The following is a 21,834-nucleotide window of genomic DNA, read 5'->3' as shown; positions in this document are numbered from 1 at the left end:
TTTGTGGGTGTATCTTATCAGACCCGGCACATAAGGTGCAAGCAAGCAGCGCCTTTACGGGGAAATTCCCTGGTAATACTCAAGTAACATATTGTTATATAAGTATTAGAAGGTTTTCGTGGTATCTTGAACAGGCCTTGTATCAAACAGGAGGTCTGAATGAATCCAAGCGAAACCGAATTGATGCTCAAGGGGTACGGGCTGACGACGGCGGAGTTTTTCTATCATATGCCAGACTATATCCACGTGTTGAACACGTTCATCTGGCAGGATTACGACCTTGCGCCGGATCATCCGAAATTGTTCAAATTCATCGACTTCTGGCAGCGCGAAATCGAAGGCCCGCTGCATTCTGTCAAATTCACCCATCGCAAAATGATCGCACCGGGTGAGTGGCGCAACATGGTAGGCGAGTTTCGTGTGAATTGAGCGGTCAGCCAAGTCTGTCGAACATCGTATTATCCGTTCTCATTTGAGGTCAGTCGGGTAAGGTGGCAGCCAATTTGCCGGAGTCGCAGGAAGACATGCTATGACAAGAGCCTTAATACTTGCCGCGCTGTGCGTGAGTAGCCCTGTTTCTGCAGAAGGCGTTCTGGACAAGATCAAGAGAGGCGCCGAATCCGTCGGGAATACCATCGACAAGGGTGCAACAGCGGTTGATAAAACCATTAATTCCACGTCCGAGCTGCTATCAAATGAGGCAACACCGGAAGAAACACGCGCCAAGCTTGACGCAATGGCAGGCGATATTCTGGATCAGTTGATGGCGGAAAACCACGAGGCGCAGTCTCTCTATGATATCAGTGCCGGACATGCGGTTTTCGACTCGCGCAAGATAACAGTATTTCCTGTATCGGCGGGCTATGGTCGGGGCGTCGTGGTGTCCAAAGACACAGGCCAGCATACTTATATGAACATGGGGACTGGCGGCGTAGGGGGTGCAATCGGGATCGGTGGTTTCGAGACCAAATTCGTAATCCTGTTCGAAACTCCGTCAGATCTGGATAAGTTCATCACCCAAGGATACGACGCTACAGCAGAAACTGGTGCCATGTATGGCGAGGAACGCACAGGCGAGACGCTGCGTTTTATCGAAGGGCGCTCTTTCTTTATACTTAGCAAAAAAGGCTGGCGCGTATCTGCCGGTGCGTCCGGTACGAAGTTTTGGAAATCCCTAGAACTGAACTGATCAGCCAGAACAACTGGCTCCGCCCAGCACGCAGAATTTGGCACAATGGGGGTGGTTCAGGTGAACGTCAGCCTCGGATTCGGCCAGAGAATGACCCATCTCGAATTCCGGCTCGTAGGGCAGCAGCGTGCAGGCCAACACGGCGGGCCGGTCAGCGCCTTTCCGTTTCACCACCATGCGGGCGCTGGCGCACATCAATGCATCGGGTGACTTGTTCAGTATTCCCCAGCAAGCCGTTGTAATCTCGGGTACTTCGACAGTTTCGTCCATCTCGGGGAATAGGACGGTCTGTGCCGGGTTATGCGGGTCAATGTCAAAGCCGTGCTCTGTAAAGAATGCGGCATAACCCGCACGACTTTCCGTGTCAGACTCACCCCAAACGGTGCGCCCGGCGACAGCCATGTTAAAGCCGTGATCGCGCAGCCACTTCATACCCGTCAGGGTTTTTTCAAAGCTCCCCTTGCCGCGTTCAAGGTCGTGCAGTTCTGCGCGGTAATGATCGACGGAAACACGCAGGGTCAGCTTGTCATTGAATTTCCGTTGCAATGCTAGCAGCCCGTCACCCAACTTGCGGCGCATCATCGGGGCCATCGCGTTGGTGAGGATCAGAACTTCGTATCCACGCTCCAGCGCGGCACGTGTCATGTCGATCATCTCGGGGTTCAGGAAAGGCTCGCCGCCTGTAAAACCGATTTCACGCACCGGCCAATTGCGGGCTTTGATTTGATCCAGGTAGTCACGAACCTCGTCCGCAGTGATATAAACCAGTGCGTCATTGGTCGGGCTGCTGGCGATATAACAGTTTACGCATTCAATATTGCACAGCGTGCCGGTGTTGAACCACAGGGTCTGAGGGTTGGTTAGGGAAACTTTTGCGCGGGTCTGGCCATCGGCTGTCACCCGCTTACGCTGAAACTTGCCGATATTCGCAAGCTGAGGGGCGTTGTCTTTCATTCCCACATCCGGTTCGTTGAAGTCATCAAACTGATCTAGCCCTTTGTCGCGGATTTGGTAAGTCTGGTGCAGAGGTTCTGACAGAGTTTTGATCAACAAGATTTATTGGATTTTGGTTGCGCTAACATTGGACATGCCGGAAGGGTCAGGGTAAGGACAACTCATGGTTTCACGTGTCATCCCTGTTGATCCATTTGATCTGGTTATTTTCGGCGGCACCGGTGATCTGGCGCAGCGTAAGATCCTGCCTGCGCTTTACCGTCGGTATTGTGCAGGTCAGTGGCATGAGGATGCCCGGATTATTGCAGCCGCGCGCGCCGGTCATTCAGCGGATGAATTTCGAAAGATGGTTGCAGCGTCGCTGCAACGGCATGCTTCGGAACGGGCCCGGAATTCGCAAGCCCTGACCCGTTTCCTGCAACGGGTCGACTATGTATCGCTGGATGCCTTGGCGACCGAAGGTTGGAATGTGCTGGGCGAAAAGCTGTCACCGAACCGGGTTCGCGCTTTCTATTTCTCGGTCGGTCCCAGCCTGTTCGGGCCATTGGCCGAGCGGGTTAGGGCGTTTGATCTGGTGACAGAAGAAACCCGTATCGTGGTCGAAAAGCCGTTTGGACATGATTTGGCAAGCGCACGGGACTTGAATGCCACACTGGCCGCGCATTTTAACGAAAATCAAATCTACCGGATCGACCATTATCTGGGCAAGGAAACCGTCCAGAATTTGATGGCGGTCCGGTTTGGCAATATGCTGTTCGAACCGCTGTGGAACAGCCAGTATGTCGACCATATCCAGATAACGGTCTCGGAAACTGTCGGTATCGAAGGGCGCGAAGACTATTATGAACGCGCGGGTGCGATGCGGGACATGGTGCAAAACCACCTGATGCAGCTGCTGTGCCTGATTGCGATGGAACCTCCGGCCAAATTTGATCCTGACGCAGTTCGGGATGAAAAGCTCAAGGTGATCCGGGCGCTTGATCCGGTTGAACCGCACCACATCGTACGGGGGCAGTTTGCGGCCGGATCGGACGGTCCGGGATACCGGGACTGCGTTGGCAACCCGCGATCAACCACCGAAAGCTATGTGGCGTTGAAGGCCCACATCAGCAATTGGCGTTGGGCAGGTACGCCGTTCTACCTGCGCACCGGTAAGCGTCTGGTGGCGCGCTCGTCGGTGATCAACGTGATGTTCAAGGACGCGCCACATTCGATATTTGGGGAAGAGGCGGGGCGTCACGCCAATACATTATCGATCCGGTTGCAGCCGAACGAGGGGATCACGCTGAAGGTGACGATCAAGGAACCGGGGCAGGGTGGGATGCGTCTGATCGACGTTCCCTTGGACATGAGCTTTGCCGAAGCCCTGGGCCCCGAAAATCAGGACCCGCCAGATGCGTATGAACGCCTGGTGATGGACGTGATCCGCGGAAATCAGACCCTGTTCATGCGCGGGGATGAGGTTGAGGCCGCCTGGGCCTGGACCGACCCGATAATCGCAGGATGGTTGGCGCGCGGGGATGTGCCCAAGCCTTATGACAGCGGCAGCACGGGGCCGGGCGACGCCGAACTGCTGATGAAACGTGACGGACGCCACTGGCAAGGGATAAAGCCATGAAAATTCAGGAATATGCTGATCGCGAAATGCTTGCCATCGACGTGGCTAACGTGCTGGCGGGCGACCTTGAGGCCGCATTGCTGCACCATGATACCGTTGCAATGTCTGTTCCGGGGGGAACAACTCCGGGCCCCGTTTTTGACAGCCTGTGTGCTGCCGATCTTGAGTGGGATCGCGTGCGTGTGTTGCCCACGGATGAACGCTGTGTGCCAGCGGACCATGAGCGCTCGAACGAGCGTTTGATCCGCGAAAGGTTGCTGACCAACCGGGCCTCTGTGGCGCAATATATTCCGCTTTATGTCCCTGGTTCAGAACCTGAAGCAGCGTTGCCCGAAATCGAGTCACTGATCGCGCCGGTATTGCCATTGTCGGTGCTGGTGCTGGGAATGGGCGAAGACATGCACACGGCCTCTCTGTTTCCGGGGATGGAAGGGCTGGACGAAGCTTTGCGCAGTGATGCCCCTACGTTGATCGTTGCCCGGACCGAAGTGCAGCCAGAGGCACGAATTTCCCTGACCGCTCCGGTCCTGGACGGGGCGCTGTCGAAACATCTGATCATCTATGGTCAGGCAAAACGCGCCGTTCTTGAAAAAGCTATGTCGCTACCGCCGGAAGAGGCACCGATCGCTGCGGTTCTTGGTGGCATGACCGTACATTGGGCGGAGTAAAGCAATGCATCTGGATGCTTTGAAAACACTGGCTCAGACGACAAGTGACCGTCGTATCCTTGACCTGTTTGCAGCAGATGCAAACCGGGCCGAAGGATTTTCAGCCTCAACCGGGGATATGGTTTTCGACTATTCAAAGACACAGATTGATGATGAGGTGCGATCCGCGCTCATTCAATTGTGTGAAGAGGCTGGTCTGGCGTCTCGGCGTGATGCGATGTTCGCGGGCGAGAAGATAAACGAGACCGAAGGCCGCGCGGTGTTGCACACGGCCTTGCGCAACCTTGATGGCGGGCCGGTTGAAGTGGACGGTCAGGATGTCATGCCCGAGGTTCTGGACACGCTGCAAAGGATGCGCGTGTTCGCTGAAGAGGTGCGCGGCGGCGCCATCGCTGGGGCAGGGGGCAGCTTTACCGATGTGGTCAATATCGGCATCGGCGGGTCAGACCTTGGCCCGGTCATGGCCACGTTGGCGCTGGCACCTTATCACGATGGGCCGCGGGTGCATTACGTCTCGAATGTGGATGGGGCGCATATTGCGGACACGTTGCGGCAGCTTGACCCGACGCGCACGCTGGTCATTGTCGCCTCAAAAACCTTTACCACAATCGAAACGATGACCAATGCGCGCACCGCCCGCGCGTGGATGTCAGAAGGCGGCGGCGATCCGTCGCGCCAATTCGCCGCCGTTTCCAGCGCTCTGGACAAGACGAAGACCTTCGGTATTCCCGAGGCGCATGTATTTGGTTTCGCCGATTGGGTCGGTGGGCGTTATTCGGTTTGGGGGCCGGTCGGCTTGCCGGTCATGATTGCAGTTGGTTCAAACGCATTTGACGCGTTTTTACGCGGCGGGCAGGCGATGGACCTGCACTTCCGCTCGGCTGACTGGGATGAAAACATGCCTGTGATGCTGGCATTGGTTGGCATCTGGCATCGTCAGGTTCTGGGGCATACCAGTCGTGCGGTGCTGCCTTATGATCAGCGGTTATTGCGTCTGCCCGCTTATTTCCAGCAGTTGGAAATGGAATCGAATGGCAAATCCGTGGCGATGGATGGGTCGTCCTTGACCATGCCTTCAGGACCTGTCGTCTGGGGTGAGCCGGGCACCAATGGACAACACGCGTTTTACCAGCTGATCCATCAGGGCACAGATGTCATTCCCTGCGAATTCATGGTTGCGGCCGAGGGGCATGAACCCGAATTGACCCATCACCACCGTCTGCTTTTGGCCAATTGTCTGGCGCAGTCCGAGGCCCTGATGCGTGGCCGTTCGTTCGAAGAAGCGCGCCAACGCATGACGCAGCAGGGGTATCTGGGTGGTGAACTGGACCGGCAGGCCCGGCACCGGGTTTTCCCCGGCAATCGTCCCTCGACAACATTGATTTACCCCAAACTCACACCGTTTGTGTTGGGTCAGATTATTGCGCTTTATGAACACCGGGTGTTTGTCGAAGGCGTGTTGCTGGGCATCAACTCTTTCGACCAGTGGGGGGTTGAGCTGGGCAAGGAACTGGCCAATTCGCTTGGCCCCATCGTGGATGGCGAAGAAAGCGCCGAGGGCAAGGATGGGTCGACCGCAGCATTGGTCGCCTACGCGCTGAAACACCGGGATTAGGCGACGGGATGTATTCCGCTACCGGTGTGGGCTGCATTCTCTTATTGTCAGACAATTAAATGATTGGCAGGGTTCCTTCTAGGAAACGGCTGGACTGACGTGACGGGGAACACCCCTGCCTGTCAGTGCCAGACGGAACAGGCAGGGGCCAGGCAAGGTCCCGCCCATGACGGGAGGATGTCCATGCTGGGACAGATGATGACGCAGCCTTTGCTGATTTCGTCGCTGATTGATCACGCACAGCGCTACCACGGTCAGACCGAGATCATCTCGGTTGAAACGGATGGATCAGTGACAGAAACCAATTGGTCCGAGATAGCCGTGAACGCCCGGCGTTTGGCGTCGGCCCTGACGCAGCTGGGTCTGGAGCCGCAGGACAGGGTCGGGACGCTGGCCTGGAATAATCGTCGCCATCTGGAGATCTATTATGCCACCTCGGGTGCGGGATATGTCTGTCACACGGTCAATCCGAGGCTTTTTCCTGAACAACTGACGTATATCATCAACCATGCTCAGGATCGGGTGTTGTTCTTTGATGCAACCTTCGTCCCGCTGGTTGCCGCTTTGCACGGTGCGCTGACGGATGTTCGCCATTTTGTTCTGATGGGCCCTCGCAATGATGACGCTGCAGCAAGGATACCCGACCTGAAATTTTATGACGAGCTGATCGAAACCGGTGACGCGGCCTTTGATTGGCCTGAGCTGGATGAAAACACCGCGTCAGGGCTGTGTTACACGTCGGGTACAACCGGCCATCCCAAGGGGGTTCTTTATTCCCACAGATCGACGGTCCTGCACAGTTTCGCGTCGAATACGCGCGACGTGATCGGCTTTTCGGCGATGGATGTCGTGATGCCCGTCGTTCCTATGTTCCACGTTAATGCATGGGGCTCGCCTTATGCCTGCGCCATGTCCGGATCGCGACTGGTTTTACCCGGCCCGGATTTGCATGGCGAGGCGCTGGTCAATCTGATCGACACCTATGGCGTGACGCTGGCCATGGGGGTGCCAACCATCTGGCAGGGACTGTTGGCGCATGCGGCCAAATGCGGGACGAGTTTGAAAAGCCTCAAACGGACCGTGATTGGAGGTGCCGCTTGCCCACCTTCGATGATGGAAACTTTCCGGAATAAATATGACGTAGATACGGTACATGCGTGGGGAATGAGCGAGATGAGCCCACTTGGTACGGCCAACTACCCATTGGCCAAACATCTGGTGCTGCCGCTTGAAGAACAACACCTTATCCGTCTGAGTCAGGGTCGGCCACCGTTTGGGGTTGAACTGAAAATCGTGGATGATGACGGCAAAGATCTGCCACATGACGGTGAAACGCAGGGCGATCTGATGGTGCGAGGGCATTGGGTACTGGACAGCTATTTCCTGATGCAGGATCAGGATCTGTTGCAAGACGGTTGGTTCGCCACAGGCGATGTCGCAACGCTGGATGCCGATGGATACATGACCATTCGTGACCGATCCAAGGACATCATCAAGTCCGGAGGGGAGTGGATCAGCTCGGTCGAACTTGAAAACATCGCTGTTGCGCATCCGAAACTGGCAACTGCCGCCGTGGTCGGTGTTCCGCATCCGAAATGGGACGAACGCCCCTTGCTAGTTGCAGTAAGGGCCGAGGGCGAAAACCCAAGCGAAAAGGAACTTCTGGCCTTTTTCGAAGGGAAAATTGCCAAATGGCAGATTCCGGACAAGGTTGTTTTTGTTGACGCGCTGCCGCTGAACGCAACCGGAAAGGTGCTGAAACGCAACCTGCGTGCGGATTTCAAGGATGCCCTTGCGGGGTGAGATGTGATCTAGCGGGGTAAATTGGCTCCGGCGGTAGGGATCGAACCTACGACCAATTGATTAACAGTCAACTGCTCTACCGCTGAGCTACGCCGGAACGGTCCGCGCCGTATAGCAACCGGAGTATCCGGCGTCCAGAGGGCGGATATTATTTTTTCAACGAAAAAGCCCCAGAATACCGATGTGGTTTCTGACCCTGACAAAAGATTGAATATTGGGAAGTTTTGGCTCCGGCGGTAGGGATCGAACCTACGACCAATTGATTAACAGTCAACTGCTCTACCGCTGAGCTACGCCGGAACTGAGGGGCGTATAGCAACCCGGAATCCCGGCGTCCAGAGGTTAAGCACGCGAACTTTGAAAATTTTTCGCGGCTTCATAAATCTCTGCGAAAAACCGCCGTGGCAGATAGTTCGCCGAGCGGTGACACCTGTTTTTTTCCCGTCAGATCAACGAGGTGGGCAAAAACATTCCGCTCCGCGGCTGACAGCAGTGTCGCGGGTGTGTCGGTGTAGATACGTTCGGCCAGGTGCCGTGCCGATCCGTCTGCTTCCTCGAGCGCGGACAGAATCTGGGCTTCGCGGTTTTGCCTGTGCCGGATCAGCCAATCCAATCGCGCGGCGGGGTCTGTAATCGGTGCACCGTGGCCCGCGTGAAAAACGGACCAATCGCGCGCGCGCAGGCGGTGGCAGGCTGTCATGAAATCGGTCAGGTCTCCGTCCGGTGGCGACACCAGCGAACTGGCCCATCCCATCACATGGTCGGCGGTGAAACAGGTATCCTGCCATGCCAGGGCAATGTGGTTTCCCAGATGCCCCGGAGTGTGAATAACCTCAAGCTGCCAGTCATCGCCAAAGATGACCTCACCATCCGCAACCTCGATATCCGGACGAAACGCGGTGTCGATGCCTTCGCCACCTCCGGCCAACCCACGCGCTGCAAGGGTCGCCATAGCAGCGCTGCGACCGGATTCGGGACCACCAAACGCATAGATCGCAGCTCCCGTTCGCGCGGCAAGGGGTGCTGCCAAGGGTGAGTGATCCAGATGTGTGTGCGTGACGACTATGTGGCTGATTCTCTGGCCAGGTCGCAGTTCACTCAGGATCGCGTTCAAATGCTCTTCGCTTGCGGGGCCGGGATCAATGACGGCAATGTCACGATCGCCCAGCAGATAGGTGTTGGTGCCGCGATAGGTCATCGGTGACGGGTTGGGGGCCAGAATGCGCCGCAGACCCGGTTGCAATTCTGTCGCAACACCAGCGGGTGGATTGAATTCGTCTGGTGCCTGCATTCTGTGCTCTTTCTCTTGTCCGGGCAGCCCGCTAGGTTTAGCGCATGTCCACGCACTGGCTCAAACCCTATATGCCACGCAGCCTTTATGCCCGAGCAGCGCTGATTCTGGTTCTTCCTGTGATCGCGTTGCTGCTGGTTGTGGGAGTTGCCTTTCTTCAAAAGCACCTGGAAGATGTCACTGACCAGATGACGCGCGCAGCCTCAAGGGAAGTGATGCTGATCACCACCATGTTGGACAGGGCCGAGACGCAGCATCAGGCCTTGGCCGAAGTGCGCCCGGATCTTCTGGCGCTGGAAATGCAGGCCAGATTTCTGCCCCCCAACGAAACTCCCAAATTAGATCGCCCACGGTGGTACGACTTCATAGCACCGCAGGTCGAGGCCGAGCTTCGTGCAAGGTTGCCGGAGCTGAGTGCTGTTGCTTTGCCAAGCAGCCGCGAAGCGCGTTTGTACCTGGATACGCATCTAGGGGTGCTGGAACTGACCTTCGACCGGCGCAGATTGTCGCCAGCGGCGCCGCATCAGTTGATCGTGACGATGCTGTTTTTCGCGATCATCATGACTTCGATTTCATTTCTGTACATGCGAAACCAGTTGCGCCCCATCACACGGCTGGCCGATGCGGCGCAGGCGTTTGGACGAGGGCGGAGCGTACCGTACTCGCCGGGCGGTGCCATCGAAGTACGCGCGGCGGGGAATGCTTTTCTGGATATGCGATCACGGATCGAACGTCAGATCGAACAACGGACGCTGATGTTGTCCGGCGTCAGTCATGACCTGCGCACGCCTCTGACGCGCCTGAAACTTGGACTGGCAATGTTACCCGAGGATGAGGCACGACCTTTGCTACAGGACGTTGCGGAAATGCAGTCCTTGGTTGATGCATTCCTCGAGTTCTCACGCGGGGCGTCCGAAGGATCGCCCGAGGAAATCAATCCGGCTGAGTTTGTTCGACAGATTGTAGATGACGCGACACGAGCCGGGCATCAAGCCGAACTGGTCGCTGTCGAGGGGCAGGGAACGGCAATGCTGCGCCCCATGGCTGTTCGTCGGGCCGTTGAAAACCTCATCGGCAATGCCGTGCGCTACGGCAGCCGGGCCGAGGTCAGCCTGTCACTGAACACCAAGTCATTGCGCATCCGTGTTGAAGATGATGGCCCTGGAATTCCCGCAGAGCAGCGCACAGAGGCGGTCAAACCCTTTACGCGGCTCGACCCAGCGCGCAATCAGAATCAGGGTAGTGGCGTGGGTTTGGGGTTGGCGATCGTGGCGGACGTTGCGCGCGCCCATGGTGGCACTCTGAGACTGGCCAAAAGTGAACGCTTGGGTGGTTTGTGCGCCGATATCATAATTGGCCGGTAAACTGACACCTTCACCGGTTCAAAGCCGCGCCAACATGACGATACTCTGAGCCGAGGCGCTGGATTTCTCGCGAAGTGATTTCGGAGGTTTTACCGCAAGACCTGTCATCCCATGGCGATTAAATCGAAACTGGAAATCTGCGAACTGGACCAATGCCTTTGAATTCGAACTGCATATGGACTGGTTGCACAGGTCAGGATGAATGCTTGTTTTCAAAAACGCAAACAAAACCAGTGGGATGTGCGGGGTGTTCAAGGCACGTGGCGGTGATTTGGTAGGCCCGGAGGGACTCGAACCCCCAACCAAAGCGTTATGAGCGCTCTGCTCTAACCAATTGAGCTACAGGCCCGCCTAGGCGCATTGCGTATCACGGTGAACAGCCGCGTCAAGCCTGACCGTTGCAACAAACGCCACAATCGAATAACCCGCCCGCAAAGCATTCAAAAGGAACTGGCCATGACAGCGGGCAAGAACGGAATCACCTATGCCGATGCAGGCGTGGATATTGACGCGGGCAATGCTCTGGTTGACCGGATCAAGCCCGCAGCAAAGCGAACCAACCGACCCGGCGTGATGAGCGGTCTGGGCGGTTTCGGCGCACTGTTCGATCTGAAGGCTGCCGGGTATCAGGATCCCATTCTGGTTGGTGCCACGGACGGGGTTGGTACAAAACTGCGAATTGCGATCGATACCGGCGTCGTGGACGGGGTTGGCATCGATCTGGTGGCCATGTGTGTCAATGACCTGATCTGTCAGGGGGCCGAGCCCCTGTTTTTTCTCGACTATTTCGCGACAGGCAAGCTGGACACGGATACAGCCGCGCGGATCATTGAAGGAATTGCCGAAGGGTGTGCGCAATCCGGCTGTGCTCTGATTGGTGGCGAAACTGCCGAGATGCCCGGCATGTACCCTGATGGCGATTTCGATCTTGCCGGCTTCTCAGTCGGGGCAATGGAACGCGGCGCTGACCTGCCTTCTGGAGTGCAGGCGGGGGACGTGCTGCTTGGTCTGGCTTCGAACGGAGTGCATTCCAACGGGTATTCACTGGTACGTAAACTCGTCGAACTGTCTGGGCTGGGCTGGGATGCACCGTGCCCCTTTGGTGAAGGTTCGCTGGGCGAGGCGCTGCTTACGCCAACGCGCCTTTATGTCAAACCGGCCCTGTCCGCGATCCGCGAAGGTGGAGTTCATGCACTGGCCCATATCACCGGTGGCGGTCTGACCGAGAACCTGCCGCGCGTACTGCCGGAAGGGTTGGGGGCCCAGATTGATCTGGACAGCTGGCAATTGCCGTCTGTTTTCAGCTGGATGGCGCAGATTGGCGGTATCGCGGAAGCTGAGATGCTCAAGACCTTCAACTGTGGCATCGGTCTGATCATGGTGTGCGATCCAGATAAGGCCGATCAGCTTTCGACCTTGCTGGCCGAGGCTGGCGAGACCGTGTCGCGGATCGGTACGATCACCGAAACGCCCGGAGTTGCCTATTCGGGCAAACTGCTGTGAACCACAAGCGCGTCGCGATCCTGATTTCTGGGGGCGGGTCCAACATGGTGTCGCTTGTCGACAGCATGACCGGTGATCATCCGGCGCGGCCCTGTTTGGTCCTGTCCAACGATGCGCAGGCGGGGGGGCTGAAAAAAGCTGCGGACCGTGGCATTCCGACCGCAGTGGTCGATCACCGGCCATTCAAGGGCAATCGCGTAGCCTTTGAGGCTGAGTTGCTAAAGCCTTTGGAAGACGCGCGGCCGGATATTGTCTGTCTGGCCGGGTTCATGCGGGTCCTGACCGCGGATTTCGTAACGCGCTTTCAGGGGCGAATGTTGAACATCCACCCCTCATTGCTGCCCAAATACAAGGGGTTACATACTCACGCCCGCGCAATTGAAGCGGGTGATGCGAAACATGGCTGCTCGGTCCATGAGGTGACGGCGGCGCTGGATGATGGCCCAATTCTGGGTCAGGCACGGGTGGATATCGAACCAGCGGATACCCCGGAAACTCTGGCTTCAAAAGTTCTGATCCGGGAACATGAACTTTATCCAGCGGTGCTGCGCCGCTTTGCCGAAGGCAACAGGTCACCCGTTCTCATGCAGTGAGGTTCCGAGGGTGATTTACACTCGCCTGAAAATCGTCCTATGGTCGTCGGTATCGCTTGGGGGCGAGGGAAATTACGGGCACTCACAAGAGCAAGAGCAAAACTAGTACGGCGCATGAAAACTCTGACGACGACGCAAGAACTGGCTGATTTCTGCAAGGCGGCCGCAAGCTATCCATATATCACAGTCGATACCGAGTTTCTGCGCGAGCGGACCTATTATTCGAAACTGTGCCTCGTGCAACTGGCGCTTCCCGCTGATGATGAAGACAGCGCGGTTCTGGTTGATCCGCTGGTTGATGGCCTGTCTCTCGAACCGCTGTATGAGCTTTTCCGAAACGAGAACGTGGTCAAGGTGTTCCACGCCGCGCGTCAGGATCTTGAGATTTTCTGGGTCGAGGCCGGTGTTTTTCCCAACCCGTTGTTCGATACGCAGGTTGCTGCGATGGTCTGCGGGTTTGGCGAGCAGGTCGGCTATGAGACGCTGGTGCGGAAAATCTGCAAGCAGGGCGTGGACAAGACGTCGCGGTTCACCGATTGGTCCCGTCGTCCTTTGACGGAGGCGCAGAAAACATATGCATTGGCGGATGTGACGCATCTTCGCAAGATCTACGAATATCTTGCTGCGGAACTCAAAAAGACGATGCGCAGCCACTGGGTGGCTGAAGAGCTGCGTACGCTGACGCAGCCTGCCACGTATGACATTCGCCCCGAAGAGGCGTGGAAGCGGGTCAAAACGCGAACGAATTCGGCCAAGTTCCTGGCTGTTGTACGCGAGCTGGCGCAGTTCCGCGAAAGGTATGCGCAGGAAAATAACGTACCGCGCAACCGGGTCTTCAAGGATGACGCCTTGATCGAACTGGCGTCGACCAAGCCCAAGACAATCGCCGATCTCGGTGGATCGCGCCTTTTGTTGCGCGAGGCACGCAAAGGTCCGATTGCCGAAGGTATTCTTGCTGCGGTGACGAAGGGCACAAATTGTCCGCAGGAAAACCTGCCGAAGATCGACAATTCCCGTGACAACCTGAAGGTCAACCCGGCTTTGGCCGACTTGCTTCGGGTTCTGCTGAAATCCAAAACCGAAAGTTCGGGCGTTGCGGCCAAGCTGATCGCAACAAGTTCCGAGTTGGACCAGATTGCCGCGGGCGAGCGAGAATTGCCCGCGATGTCAGGTTGGCGTTACGAAGTCTTTGGTGAAGACGCGCTGAAACTGTGCGAGGGGAAAATCGCGCTGGCGGCCAAAGGGCAGGCGGTCAAGGTCGTCTCACTTTAACGGCGATTACCGCCGCCGCGATTCCAAGGTGTTCTGTTGCCCGACGACGCGGATCAGGCGAATGCCTTCAAGATCCTGAGTCGAAACATTTACGGCATCCGACACCATTCTTGTTCGTTCAGATCCTTGAGGGGTCTCTGAGTTGGGGTAATTCACGCGGAATACAAATTCCAGAATTCCCTTTTCTTTGTTTTCTTCTGAATTAACCGAAACCAAGCGTGCGTTATAGGCACCCTGCCGAAGCGCGGTGCCAGAGGAATAAATGATCGCGCCCGACGGTATTGGCTCGATCCGCAGTTCATCGATTTTGGCGATTGGAACACTGGTGTCTTCGGCATCTGGGCGCGAAAACAGGCCGCTTCCCTCTCTTGTCTTGGGAACCAACGCATCGGGGGCATTTGGGTCCGGCGGTGTTTCAGACTTCACAGACTTGCTGGAGCCAAACCAGTTTGACGGATTCACCCGCGAGTCGCGCCAGCTGCCGCAGGCAGTCAGGGTCAGCATGGCGATGATAAGAACGGACAGAGACTTTTGCATGGACCCACTGCTTTTCACACGAATTCAGACAATGGGTTAGCGTATATTCTTCGCGTTGAAAAGCCACAGCTGGGGCTGGACAGCAGGTGGTCGTCGGCTTAGGTCACATTGTGATTTTAACGAAAGGATCACTGCGCCATGGCCACGCCCGCCTTTGAAGACATTGTCGAGGATTTCGAGTTTCTCGAAGACTGGGAAGACCGGTATCGCCATGTCATCGAACAAGGCAAGGCGATGGAGCCTTTGGATGACGCGTTGAAGGTTCCAGCGACGAAGGTTCACGGCTGCGCCAGTCAGGTCTGGCTGCACCCGATGATCGAAGCAGGTGTGTTCAAGTTTGATGGTGACAGTGACGCGCTGATCGTTCGCGGGCTGATCGCCGTGCTTCGGTCCCTATACAACGGGCTGCCGGTGTCCGAGGTGCCGCAGGTCGATGCGGCAGCGGAACTGGCCCGATTGGGCTTGAACGACCATCTTTCAGCGCAGCGGTCCAATGGATTGCGGGCCATGATCGAACGCATCCGCCAGGTCGCACAGGAAAACGCCTGAGGTCACTCGGGGCGGTTTGCCCAGTCTGACAAAGTGGTTTCCAGATCGCCGTAGCCGGTGAAACGCCGTTCGAACGCCAATCCCATGCGATCCGCGCATTCCCGTGCGCGTTCGGTCAGTTTCGGATCTTCGATCTGGGCCTGATAAATCAGTTTGGTGTAATTGCCGAAATACATGTCCCGCAGTTCCGGGTGGCGATCCAGGCCCAGTGGTTTCCAGACAAATGCGTCGAACTGGCGGGCCAGAAAATCAGTCAAGTAGAAGGCAGTTGTTTCGTCCTCGCCGCGTTCCTGAAAGGCCTGATTGCCTTCGAAGAACGAATAGCAATGAGGGCCTTTTACCATCTCGACGCCCAGTTTTTCACAAGCGGATTGCAGCAGACCTCCGGTTCCGCAATCGGCGTAAACCACATAGATTTTTTCGAACCTGTCGCGGTGTTTGGCCACGCTGTCTTCAACTGCTTGTGTGATCCGTTCCGGGTGAACATGCAGGATTGCAGGCAGGCAGGTCAGCGCCATGTGATCCCAGCCGTTGCGCGTTTTGATATCCAGAATTTCGCGAGCAAGCGCCCCGCAGGCGATCAGCAGGATGCTTGCGTTTTCCACGCCGTCATAGCCTTTGGTCGTCAGGCTTGCATCATCTGGTAACGTATCGCTTGGCATGGATCGGAATCCTTATGGGCTCATGGCACAAGAGAATGAAAACAGCTTGCAGGCAAGCCTTCTTCCGACATCTCGTGTCAGGCTGCCGACGTTCGTGTTTCGAATGCCGATAACAGAGGCCGAGCGGGCGGGCCGTAGGCGACAGTACCTTGCTTTGATATCTCGGGGAACAAGGACAGGATCTCTTGTTGGGCTGACTGTTCAAGGGCGTTCCAGCTTTGGGCACCGGGATGAAAGCTCTCGCTCAGGCAGCCTTCCGACCAGAGCAGCTCATGCTGATCAAACAGAATGTGAATGTAGGTTACGACCCCGCCGGGTTTGAGGATGATGTCATGTCCGTTGATCAGGTGTTTGGCGGGGGCCAGTGCTTCGTTTTGGCCGGTATGCAGTTCCAGGCGCCAGCTCTGGATCAGCATCCTGTGTTGCTGCGACACCAGCAGATCGCGGGTGTTCCCAAGCGCGCCTGCCTTGAACAGGACCGGCGCGAACGCGCCAACCGCCTGAACCCGCCGCAGCCCGACCCAGCGCATCGTTTGAAACCCGTGATCAAGGGTTTCCACCCAGTCGCCGGGGCGCAGCGTTTCCACTGGGCGTTCCCCTTTGCGGGTTCTGATCAGCGTGCCGGAGGTAAAGCAGGGGACCAGATCCCAGTCTTCACGGCTGGACACCATGCCTGAATATCGATTGCCAGCAAGGCTGTTGAAGGTGATCGAATGTATAGGCCCCGCTTCCAGAGCGGCTTGATCTGCATTGGCCGAGAACTCAGGTACCAAATATGTGTTGCCATCCACATCCTGCGCGACAACGGCAGTAATGTTTGCACTTGTGCCGTCGAAATAAGTGACGGTGGCGTGGTACACTGATGTGCCATCAAAGGATTGCGGCGCGCCGCCGTCGATCGAAAACCGATCATTGGCAGATATGTTGTTCATGTCATAGGCAGAGCCGGAGTTTCCAACCACGTTCCACGTCACGCTGTTATGCGCCAACGGCGCGTCCGCGTGACCGAAGGTTTGCCCAACTAGGGCAGAGGCGTTTTCGGCGACATTGTTGCCCTCGGCGATATCGATATCGGCAAGTTTGCCCAACGAAATGGCTGTGAAAGACTGCGGCACGGAACCCCCGAAACTTGGACGTTTCGGTTTTTAACCGCACTTTCGTTTACAAACGGATAAACGATACACCTCATGCAGGGGCGGAGCGCTAAAACGAAAAAGACCGCCCGAAACGGGCGGCCTTTTAAGAAAAACCTTAAAGGTCTTAGCCAGCCAGTTGGTTGTGCTTGCGGCCCACGAAATCCTTGGCGGTTTCCACTGCAACCGCAGCGTCACGGCAGTAGGCGTCTGCACCGATGGCTTTACCGAACTCTTCGTTCAGCGGCGCGCCACCGACCAGAACAATGTAATCGTCGCGCACGCCCTGTTCGACCAGAGTGTCGATAACGACTTTCATGTAGGGCATCGTGGTGGTCAGCAGGGCGGACATACCCAAAATGTCTGGCTGTTCCGTTTCCAGTGCTTCCAGGTAATTCTCGACCGGGTTGTTGATTCCCAGATCGACAACTTCGAATCCTGCACCTTCCATCATCATCGACACAAGGTTCTTGCCGATATCGTGGATGTCACCCTTCACGGTGCCGATGACCATCTTGCCAACACGCGGAGCACCGGTTTCGGCCAGCAGCGGCTTGAGGATCGACATGCCGCCTTTCATCGCGTTGGCTGCCAGCAGAACCTCGGGAACGAACAGAATGCCGTCGCGGAAGTCATGGCCCACAATGGTCATGCCGCCAACCAGAGCTTTGGTCAGGATGTCATACGGCGTCCATCCGCGTTCCAGCAGGATATTGGTGCCTTCTTCGATCTCTTCTTTCAATCCGTCATAGAGATCGTCGAACATCTGATCGACCAGTTCGTCATCATTCAGTTCGGACAGGACGATATCTTCTTCGTCGGACATGGGGTATTCCCTGTGCTGGGCGGGCCATCGGCCCGTGGTGGCATTTTTTCCGTTTTGGCCAAAACGTCGCATTCTGACTGTGACGATTGCGACGTTGGTCGTTTCGGGACCGACCTATATGCCAAAAATGGCACCGGCTCGATTGAAAAGTCTGCAATATTATCCTGTTTATTTTTCATCAATGCTTCCCGGTTTCTTCGCGGTGCTGGCTTGCACAGGATTCGTTTCAGGCTTATCGTGCGATAAGAACAAAATAGGAACATATGTGCCGTGAGCATCGGGCATATCATCAAAGCAAGGGGAGTGACGTCCAATACGACCGGACGGTTTGAACGGTTTGCAACGCAGGCTGTTGATGACGGGTGGGACATCGATGAAGACTTGCCGCCCTTGCGAACCGAGACGCGGGATGAGGTGGCGCGCAGTGCCATCACCTTTAACCGTTCACCTGATTTGCCTTTTGATCGTTCGATCAACCCATATCGGGGGTGTGAGCATGGCTGTGCCTATTGTTTCGCCAGACCAAGCCATGCCTATCTGGGCTTGTCCGCAGGACTGGATTTCGAAACCCGCCTTATTGCGCGCGCCAACATGAGCATTGTTCTGCGCAAGGAACTGTCGGCAAAGTCCTACAAGGTCGCCACACTCGCGATCGGGACAAACACTGACCCTTACCAGCCCATCGAAAAAAAACGCCTGATTACAAGGTCGTGCCTTGAGGTCTTGCAAGAATTCAACCACCCGGTCGCAATCGTGACCAAAGGAACATTGATTGAGCGTGATCTGGATATTCTGGCTGACATGGCCAGCCGGGGATTGGCGCGGGTTGGTATATCGCTCACCACGCTGGATGCAGGTCTGTCCCGGCGGATGGAGCCTCGCGCACCGTCTCCGGCGCGTCGGTTGCAGACGATCAGAGCGTTGACCGATGCCGGTGTTCCGGTTCGCGTAATGACCTCGCCTATTGTGCCTGGGCTGACAGATCATGAGTTGGAGAACCTGTTGAACGCTGGAAAAGAGGCGGGCGCAGATGCGGCAAGCTGGATCATGTTGCGATTGCCCCGCGAAGTATCTCAGCTTTGGCAGGACTGGCTGGCAGAACACGAACCCGCCCGTGCAGAGAAGGTCATGTCCAAGCTGCGTGAAATGCATGGCGGGCGCGACTATGATCCACGCTGGGGGCACAGGATGCGGGGTGAGGGGGAATACGCCGAGCTCATCGCCCTGAGGTTTGCTAAAACCTGCAAAAGACTGGGGCTTTCGATCAAATCCGCTCCGTTACGATGCGACCGGTTTGCAGTTCCGCCGCAACCCGGGGATCAAATGAGCTTGTTCTGAAACCAAACGCCGAACCGTCCGCTGCTTCAGTAACGAAAGCAAAAGACCCCGGTTTAACCGGGGCCTTCTGGATTGATTGCGAACTCAAACGGCTCAGCGGTTTTCGATGTCTACGTAGTCGCGCAGCGTCTCACCCAGATACAGCTGACGCGGACGGCCGATCTTGTTCTGTGGATCTTCAATCATCTCTTTCCACTGGCTTACCCAGCCAACGGTCCGTGAAAGTGCGAAGATTGGTGTGAACATTGAGGTCGGGAAACCCATCGCCTCGAGGATGATGCCCGAATAGAAGTCAACGTTCGGGAACAGCTTTTTGTCGGCGAAATACGGGTCTTCCAGCGCTTCGCGTTCCAGCTCTTTAGCGACCTGCAGTTTCGGGTTGTCTTCAATGCCCAGCAGATCCAGAACCTCGTCGGCCGACTGCTTCATCACCTTGGCCCGTGGGTCAAAGTTTTTGTACACGCGGTGGCCAAAGCCCATCAGGCGGAACGGGTCGTTCTTGTCTTTGGCGCGGGCGATGAATTCGGGAATGCGATCAACGGTACCGATCTCTTCCAACATCTCCAGACATGCCTGGTTGGCGCCACCATGGGACGGTCCCCACAAGCAGGCAATGCCAGCGGCGATGCATGCAAACGGATTTGCGCCCGATGACGATGCCAAACGCACGGTAGACGTTGACGCATTCTGCTCGTGGTCCGCGTGAAGCGTGAAGATACGGTCCATCGCGCGGCTGAGGATCGGGTTGACCTCATATTCTTCGGCGGGAACGCTGAAACACATACGCAGGAAGTTCGACGCATAATCCAAATCGTTGCGCGGATACACGAAAGGCTGCCCTGTGTGGTATTTGAAAGCCCATGCTGCGATTGTCGGCATTTTGGCGATCAAGCGATGCGATGCGACCTCGCGCTGGTGCGGGTCCGCGATATCGGTCGAATCGTGATAGAAGGCCGACATTGCGCCGACAACACCGACCATGATGGCCATCGGGTGCGCGTCGCGGCGGAAACCACGGTAGAAATACTGCATCTGCTCATGCAGCATGGTGTGGCGGGTGATTGTGGTTTCGAATTTCTCCAGATCTTTTGCGACCGGCAGCTCTCCGTAGAGCAGAAGGTAGCAGACCTCAAGAAAGTGCGATTTTTCGGCCAGTTGGTCGATTGGATAGCCGCGGTGCAGCAACTCGCCTTTTTCACCATCGATAAAGGTTATGGTGCTGTCGCAGCTTGCTGTCGAAGTGAAACCGGGGTCATAGGTGAATACACCTGCCTGACCGTAAAGCTTTCGAATATCAATGACATCCGGACCGGCGGTCGGGGAATGAACTGGCAACTCATACTCTTTGCCGTGAACGGTCAGAGTGGCTGTTTTGTTGCTGTCAGTCATGGTTATCCCTTCTTCATTCATGCGCACGCCAAAGAAACCTCGGGCAGTGCGGGCAACGACTGCGCGCTCTCGCGCAGTCCGGGTGTTAGCGGAGCAGCGTTACCCGTTTATGAAATTCGGGTTACTTCGCTGCTTCTGAAAGCCGCGCCAGGGTTTCATCCCGTCCCAGCACAAGCATCATGTCAAAAACCGAAGGCGTTACGGCCCGACCAGCCAACGCGGCCCTGAGCGGGCCAGCCAGCTTGCCGAACGTGAGCTCCTTTGACTCGGCAAAGGAATTCAGGGTCTCCTCCAGTTCGTTCCGAGACCAGCTAGCATTTTGCAGCTGCGGCGTCAATTCTCCCAGTATACCGTCGGATACAGATGCCAGCGCCTTTGCCGCTTTCCCGTCGGGAACAATCGGGCGTTCTGTCAGAACAAAATGAGCCTTTTCAAGGAGTTCAGGAAAAGTCCGCGCCCGATCCTTGAGGCAATACATCGCACGTTCCAAATCACTGGATTGTGAATCTGTCAGGGGTGGTAAAGCGGCTGCGGCCAAGTACGCTTCGATTTCACGCCGCAGCGCAGCATCATCAGAGATGGCGATGTGTTGACCACACAGGTTTTCCAATTTTTTCAGATCAAACCGGGCAGGGCTTTTGCCGATGCCGTTCAGATCAAACCAGTCCTTTGCCTGTGCATCCGTAAAGAATTCATCGTCACCATGACTCCAGCCCAAGCGGGCCAGATAGTTGCGCATTCCAGCGGCGGGATAGCCCATGGCCTGATATTCCTGCGCGCCAAGCGCGCCATGGCGTTTGGACAGTTTCTTACCGTCTGGCCCGTGGATCAGCGGAATATGGGCCCAGACCGGAACATCCCAGCACATCGCCTCGTAAATCATCATCTGGCGCGCCGCGTTATTGAGGTGATCGTCGCCGCGAATGACATGGGTAACACCCATATCATGATCGTCGACCACCACCGCCAGCATGTAGACCGGTGTCCCGTCGGAACGCAGCAAAACCATGTCATCCAGTTGGTCGTTGCGAATGGTCACGTTGCCCTGAACCTGATCGCGGATCACTGTTGTGCCGTCTTGCGGAGCCTTGATGCGAACGACAAATGGCAGGTCGGGATGTGCTGAAGGATCAGCGTCACGCCAGGGGCTGCGGAACAGGGTCGACTTGCCCTCGGCCCGTGCCTGTTCCCGAAAGGCGGCAATTTCGTGCTGCGTCGAGAAGCATTTATATGCCTTTCCCTCGGCCAGAAGCTGGTGCGCGACTTCAGCATGCCGGGCAGCTCCTTCGAACTGGCTGATTACATCGCCATCATGGTCCAGTCCCAGCCATTCCATGCCCTGAAGGATCGCGGCGGTCGCCTCGGGGGTCGAGCGTTCCCGGTCGGTGTCTTCGATCCGCAGCAGGAACTTTCCACCACGTCCGCGGGCGTAAAGCCAGTTGAACAATGCGGTGCGCGCGCCACCGATGTGCAGAAAACCTGTGGGCGATGGGGCAAAACGTGTGACGACCTGTTCGGACATGTTGAGGA

General features: G+C 56.5%; 21 protein-coding genes and 3 tRNA genes. 13 read left to right on the top strand and 11 right to left on the bottom strand.

What is annotated here, in order from left to right:
• Positions 1 to 159: 159 nt before the first annotated feature.
• Both ACR0LL_RS05295 and ACR0LL_RS05290 read left to right on the top strand, forming a co-directional pair.
• The gene (locus ACR0LL_RS05295; RefSeq protein WP_267366492.1) at positions 160 to 429 is read left to right on the top strand and encodes an usg protein; all 270 of its coding nucleotides are present in this window, start codon (positions 160 to 162) and stop codon (positions 427 to 429) included.
• Between the two features lie 100 nt (positions 430 to 529).
• Positions 530 to 1,189 carry a lipid-binding SYLF domain-containing protein gene (locus tag ACR0LL_RS05290; RefSeq protein WP_480584527.1) on the top strand — a complete coding sequence of 220 codons (660 nt, stop codon included), beginning with the start codon at positions 530 to 532 and terminating at the stop codon, positions 1,187 to 1,189.
• On the opposite strand, the gene ACR0LL_RS05285 is transcribed toward ACR0LL_RS05290, so the two are convergent.
• Positions 1,190 to 2,143: a radical SAM protein gene (locus ACR0LL_RS05285; RefSeq protein ID WP_480584525.1), complete on the bottom strand. Its 954-nt coding sequence runs from the start codon at positions 2,141 to 2,143 to the stop codon at positions 1,190 to 1,192.
• 163 nt (positions 2,144 to 2,306) lie between these two features.
• Here ACR0LL_RS05285 and zwf point away from each other — a divergent pair, with 163 nt between their 5' ends.
• From zwf to ACR0LL_RS05265, 4 genes are all read left to right on the top strand, one after another.
• Entirely contained in the window at positions 2,307 to 3,761 is a 1,455-nt protein-coding gene (gene zwf, locus ACR0LL_RS05280) for a glucose-6-phosphate dehydrogenase (protein WP_480584523.1), read from the top strand.
• Positions 3,758 to 4,429: a 6-phosphogluconolactonase gene (gene pgl / locus ACR0LL_RS05275; RefSeq protein WP_480584521.1), complete on the top strand. Its 672-nt coding sequence runs from the start codon at positions 3,758 to 3,760 to the stop codon at positions 4,427 to 4,429. The genes zwf and pgl overlap by 4 nt, the downstream gene beginning before the upstream one ends.
• A gap of 4 nt (positions 4,430 to 4,433) precedes the next feature.
• A complete protein-coding gene (gene pgi / locus ACR0LL_RS05270) occupies positions 4,434 to 6,044 on the top strand; it encodes a glucose-6-phosphate isomerase (RefSeq protein WP_480584519.1) in 1,611 nt (536 codons plus the stop codon).
• 183 nt (positions 6,045 to 6,227) lie between these two features.
• Complete coding sequence (locus tag ACR0LL_RS05265) at positions 6,228 to 7,847, top strand: long-chain-fatty-acid--CoA ligase (RefSeq protein ID WP_480584517.1); 1,620 nt, start codon at positions 6,228 to 6,230, stop codon at positions 7,845 to 7,847.
• A 22-nt stretch (positions 7,848 to 7,869) separates the two neighbouring features.
• On the opposite strand, the gene ACR0LL_RS05260 is transcribed toward ACR0LL_RS05265, so the two are convergent.
• The 3 genes from ACR0LL_RS05260 to ACR0LL_RS05250 all read right to left on the bottom strand — a co-directional run bounded on the left by ACR0LL_RS05260 (position 7,870) and on the right by ACR0LL_RS05250 (position 9,138).
• Positions 7,870 to 7,944, bottom strand: a tRNA-Asn gene (locus ACR0LL_RS05260).
• Positions 7,945 to 8,072: 128 nt separating this feature from the next.
• Positions 8,073 to 8,147, bottom strand: a tRNA-Asn gene (locus ACR0LL_RS05255).
• Positions 8,148 to 8,223: 76 nt separating this feature from the next.
• Entirely contained in the window at positions 8,224 to 9,138 is a 915-nt protein-coding gene (locus ACR0LL_RS05250; protein ID WP_480584515.1) for an MBL fold metallo-hydrolase, read from the bottom strand.
• 44 nt (positions 9,139 to 9,182) lie between these two features.
• On the opposite strand from ACR0LL_RS05250, the gene ACR0LL_RS05245 reads away from it, so the two are divergent.
• Positions 9,183 to 10,502 (top strand): ATP-binding protein, encoded by a 1,320-nt coding sequence (locus ACR0LL_RS05245; RefSeq protein ID WP_480584513.1) that lies wholly within the window; start codon positions 9,183 to 9,185, stop codon positions 10,500 to 10,502.
• A gap of 272 nt (positions 10,503 to 10,774) precedes the next feature.
• Here ACR0LL_RS05245 and ACR0LL_RS05240 read toward each other — a convergent pair.
• Positions 10,775 to 10,851, bottom strand: a tRNA-Ile gene (locus ACR0LL_RS05240).
• A 107-nt stretch (positions 10,852 to 10,958) separates the two neighbouring features.
• Here ACR0LL_RS05240 and purM point away from each other — a divergent pair.
• From purM to rnd, 3 genes are all read left to right on the top strand, one after another.
• Entirely contained in the window at positions 10,959 to 12,005 is a 1,047-nt protein-coding gene (gene purM, locus ACR0LL_RS05235) for a phosphoribosylformylglycinamidine cyclo-ligase (protein ID WP_480584511.1), read from the top strand.
• Positions 12,002 to 12,598, top strand: a complete 597-nt coding sequence (gene purN / locus ACR0LL_RS05230) for a phosphoribosylglycinamide formyltransferase (protein ID WP_480584509.1) — start codon at positions 12,002 to 12,004, stop codon at positions 12,596 to 12,598. Before purM ends, purN begins: the two co-directional genes overlap by 4 nt.
• A 114-nt stretch (positions 12,599 to 12,712) precedes the next feature.
• The gene (gene rnd / locus ACR0LL_RS05225; protein ID WP_480584507.1) at positions 12,713 to 13,870 is read left to right on the top strand and encodes a ribonuclease D; all 1,158 of its coding nucleotides are present in this window, start codon (positions 12,713 to 12,715) and stop codon (positions 13,868 to 13,870) included.
• Positions 13,871 to 13,876: 6 nt separating this feature from the next.
• On the opposite strand, the gene ACR0LL_RS05220 is transcribed toward rnd, so the two are convergent.
• Positions 13,877 to 14,407: a hypothetical protein gene (locus tag ACR0LL_RS05220; RefSeq protein WP_480584505.1), complete on the bottom strand. Its 531-nt coding sequence runs from the start codon at positions 14,405 to 14,407 to the stop codon at positions 13,877 to 13,879.
• Positions 14,408 to 14,545: 138 nt separating this feature from the next.
• Here ACR0LL_RS05220 and ACR0LL_RS05215 point away from each other — a divergent pair, with 138 nt between their 5' ends.
• Entirely contained in the window at positions 14,546 to 14,956 is a 411-nt protein-coding gene (locus ACR0LL_RS05215; protein WP_267367543.1) for a SufE family protein, read from the top strand.
• A 2-nt stretch (positions 14,957 to 14,958) separates the two neighbouring features.
• On the opposite strand, the gene ACR0LL_RS05210 is transcribed toward ACR0LL_RS05215, so the two are convergent.
• From ACR0LL_RS05210 to ACR0LL_RS05200, 3 genes are all read right to left on the bottom strand, one after another.
• Positions 14,959 to 15,618 (bottom strand): DUF1638 domain-containing protein, encoded by a 660-nt coding sequence (locus ACR0LL_RS05210; RefSeq protein ID WP_480584503.1) that lies wholly within the window; start codon positions 15,616 to 15,618, stop codon positions 14,959 to 14,961.
• Positions 15,619 to 15,695: 77 nt separating this feature from the next.
• Positions 15,696 to 16,733 (bottom strand): Hint domain-containing protein, encoded by a 1,038-nt coding sequence (locus tag ACR0LL_RS05205; RefSeq protein WP_480584501.1) that lies wholly within the window; start codon positions 16,731 to 16,733, stop codon positions 15,696 to 15,698.
• 145 nt (positions 16,734 to 16,878) lie between these two features.
• Positions 16,879 to 17,577 (bottom strand): corrinoid protein, encoded by a 699-nt coding sequence (locus ACR0LL_RS05200; RefSeq protein WP_209503809.1) that lies wholly within the window; start codon positions 17,575 to 17,577, stop codon positions 16,879 to 16,881.
• On the opposite strand from ACR0LL_RS05200, the gene ACR0LL_RS05195 reads away from it, so the two are divergent.
• Together ACR0LL_RS05195 and ACR0LL_RS05190 are read left to right on the top strand one after the other, a co-directional pair.
• Positions 17,576 to 17,851 (top strand): hypothetical protein, encoded by a 276-nt coding sequence (locus tag ACR0LL_RS05195; protein ID WP_480584499.1) that lies wholly within the window; start codon positions 17,576 to 17,578, stop codon positions 17,849 to 17,851. The genes ACR0LL_RS05200 and ACR0LL_RS05195 overlap by 2 nt on opposite strands.
• A complete protein-coding gene (locus ACR0LL_RS05190) occupies positions 17,848 to 18,915 on the top strand; it encodes a PA0069 family radical SAM protein (RefSeq protein WP_480584497.1) in 1,068 nt (355 codons plus the stop codon). The genes ACR0LL_RS05195 and ACR0LL_RS05190 overlap by 4 nt, the downstream gene beginning before the upstream one ends.
• Before the next feature lie 93 nt (positions 18,916 to 19,008).
• On the opposite strand, the gene gltA is transcribed toward ACR0LL_RS05190, so the two are convergent.
• Both gltA and gltX read right to left on the bottom strand, forming a co-directional pair.
• Positions 19,009 to 20,304, bottom strand: a complete 1,296-nt coding sequence (gltA, locus tag ACR0LL_RS05185; protein WP_480485519.1) for a citrate synthase — start codon at positions 20,302 to 20,304, stop codon at positions 19,009 to 19,011.
• A 121-nt stretch (positions 20,305 to 20,425) separates the two neighbouring features.
• A complete protein-coding gene (gltX, locus tag ACR0LL_RS05180; protein WP_480585270.1) occupies positions 20,426 to 21,826 on the bottom strand; it encodes a glutamate--tRNA ligase in 1,401 nt (466 codons plus the stop codon).
• Positions 21,827 to 21,834: the final 8 nt, after the last annotated feature.

The organism is Ruegeria sp. AI2 (genome assembly GCF_056541275.1).
The sequence above is the reverse complement of the archived record's forward strand: the minus strand, read 5'-3'. Positions and strand labels throughout refer to the sequence as shown.

Coding starts and splice junctions, on each gene's coding strand:
- ACR0LL_RS05295 (WP_267366492.1), top strand. CDS start 160: ATGAATCCAAGCGAAACCGAATTGATGCTCAAGGGGTACGGGCTGACG.
- ACR0LL_RS05290 (WP_480584527.1), top strand. CDS start 530: ATGACAAGAGCCTTAATACTTGCCGCGCTGTGCGTGAGTAGCCCTGTT.
- ACR0LL_RS05285 (WP_480584525.1), bottom strand. CDS start 2,143: ATGAAAGACAACGCCCCTCAGCTTGCGAATATCGGCAAGTTTCAGCGT.
- zwf (WP_480584523.1), top strand. CDS start 2,307: ATGGTTTCACGTGTCATCCCTGTTGATCCATTTGATCTGGTTATTTTC.
- pgl (WP_480584521.1), top strand. CDS start 3,758: ATGAAAATTCAGGAATATGCTGATCGCGAAATGCTTGCCATCGACGTG.
- pgi (WP_480584519.1), top strand. CDS start 4,434: ATGCATCTGGATGCTTTGAAAACACTGGCTCAGACGACAAGTGACCGT.
- ACR0LL_RS05265 (WP_480584517.1), top strand. CDS start 6,228: ATGCTGGGACAGATGATGACGCAGCCTTTGCTGATTTCGTCGCTGATT.
- ACR0LL_RS05250 (WP_480584515.1), bottom strand. CDS start 9,138: ATGCAGGCACCAGACGAATTCAATCCACCCGCTGGTGTTGCGACAGAA.
- ACR0LL_RS05245 (WP_480584513.1), top strand. CDS start 9,183: ATGTCCACGCACTGGCTCAAACCCTATATGCCACGCAGCCTTTATGCC.
- purM (WP_480584511.1), top strand. CDS start 10,959: ATGACAGCGGGCAAGAACGGAATCACCTATGCCGATGCAGGCGTGGAT.
- rnd (WP_480584507.1), top strand. CDS start 12,713: ATGAAAACTCTGACGACGACGCAAGAACTGGCTGATTTCTGCAAGGCG.
- ACR0LL_RS05220 (WP_480584505.1), bottom strand. CDS start 14,407: ATGCAAAAGTCTCTGTCCGTTCTTATCATCGCCATGCTGACCCTGACT.
- ACR0LL_RS05215 (WP_267367543.1), top strand. CDS start 14,546: ATGGCCACGCCCGCCTTTGAAGACATTGTCGAGGATTTCGAGTTTCTC.
- ACR0LL_RS05210 (WP_480584503.1), bottom strand. CDS start 15,618: ATGCCAAGCGATACGTTACCAGATGATGCAAGCCTGACGACCAAAGGC.
- ACR0LL_RS05195 (WP_480584499.1), top strand. CDS start 17,576: ATGGGGTATTCCCTGTGCTGGGCGGGCCATCGGCCCGTGGTGGCATTT.
- ACR0LL_RS05200 (WP_209503809.1), bottom strand. CDS start 17,577: ATGTCCGACGAAGAAGATATCGTCCTGTCCGAACTGAATGATGACGAA.
- gltA (WP_480485519.1), bottom strand. CDS start 20,304: ATGACTGACAGCAACAAAACAGCCACTCTGACCGTTCACGGCAAAGAG.
- gltX (WP_480585270.1), bottom strand. CDS start 21,826: ATGTCCGAACAGGTCGTCACACGTTTTGCCCCATCGCCCACAGGTTTT.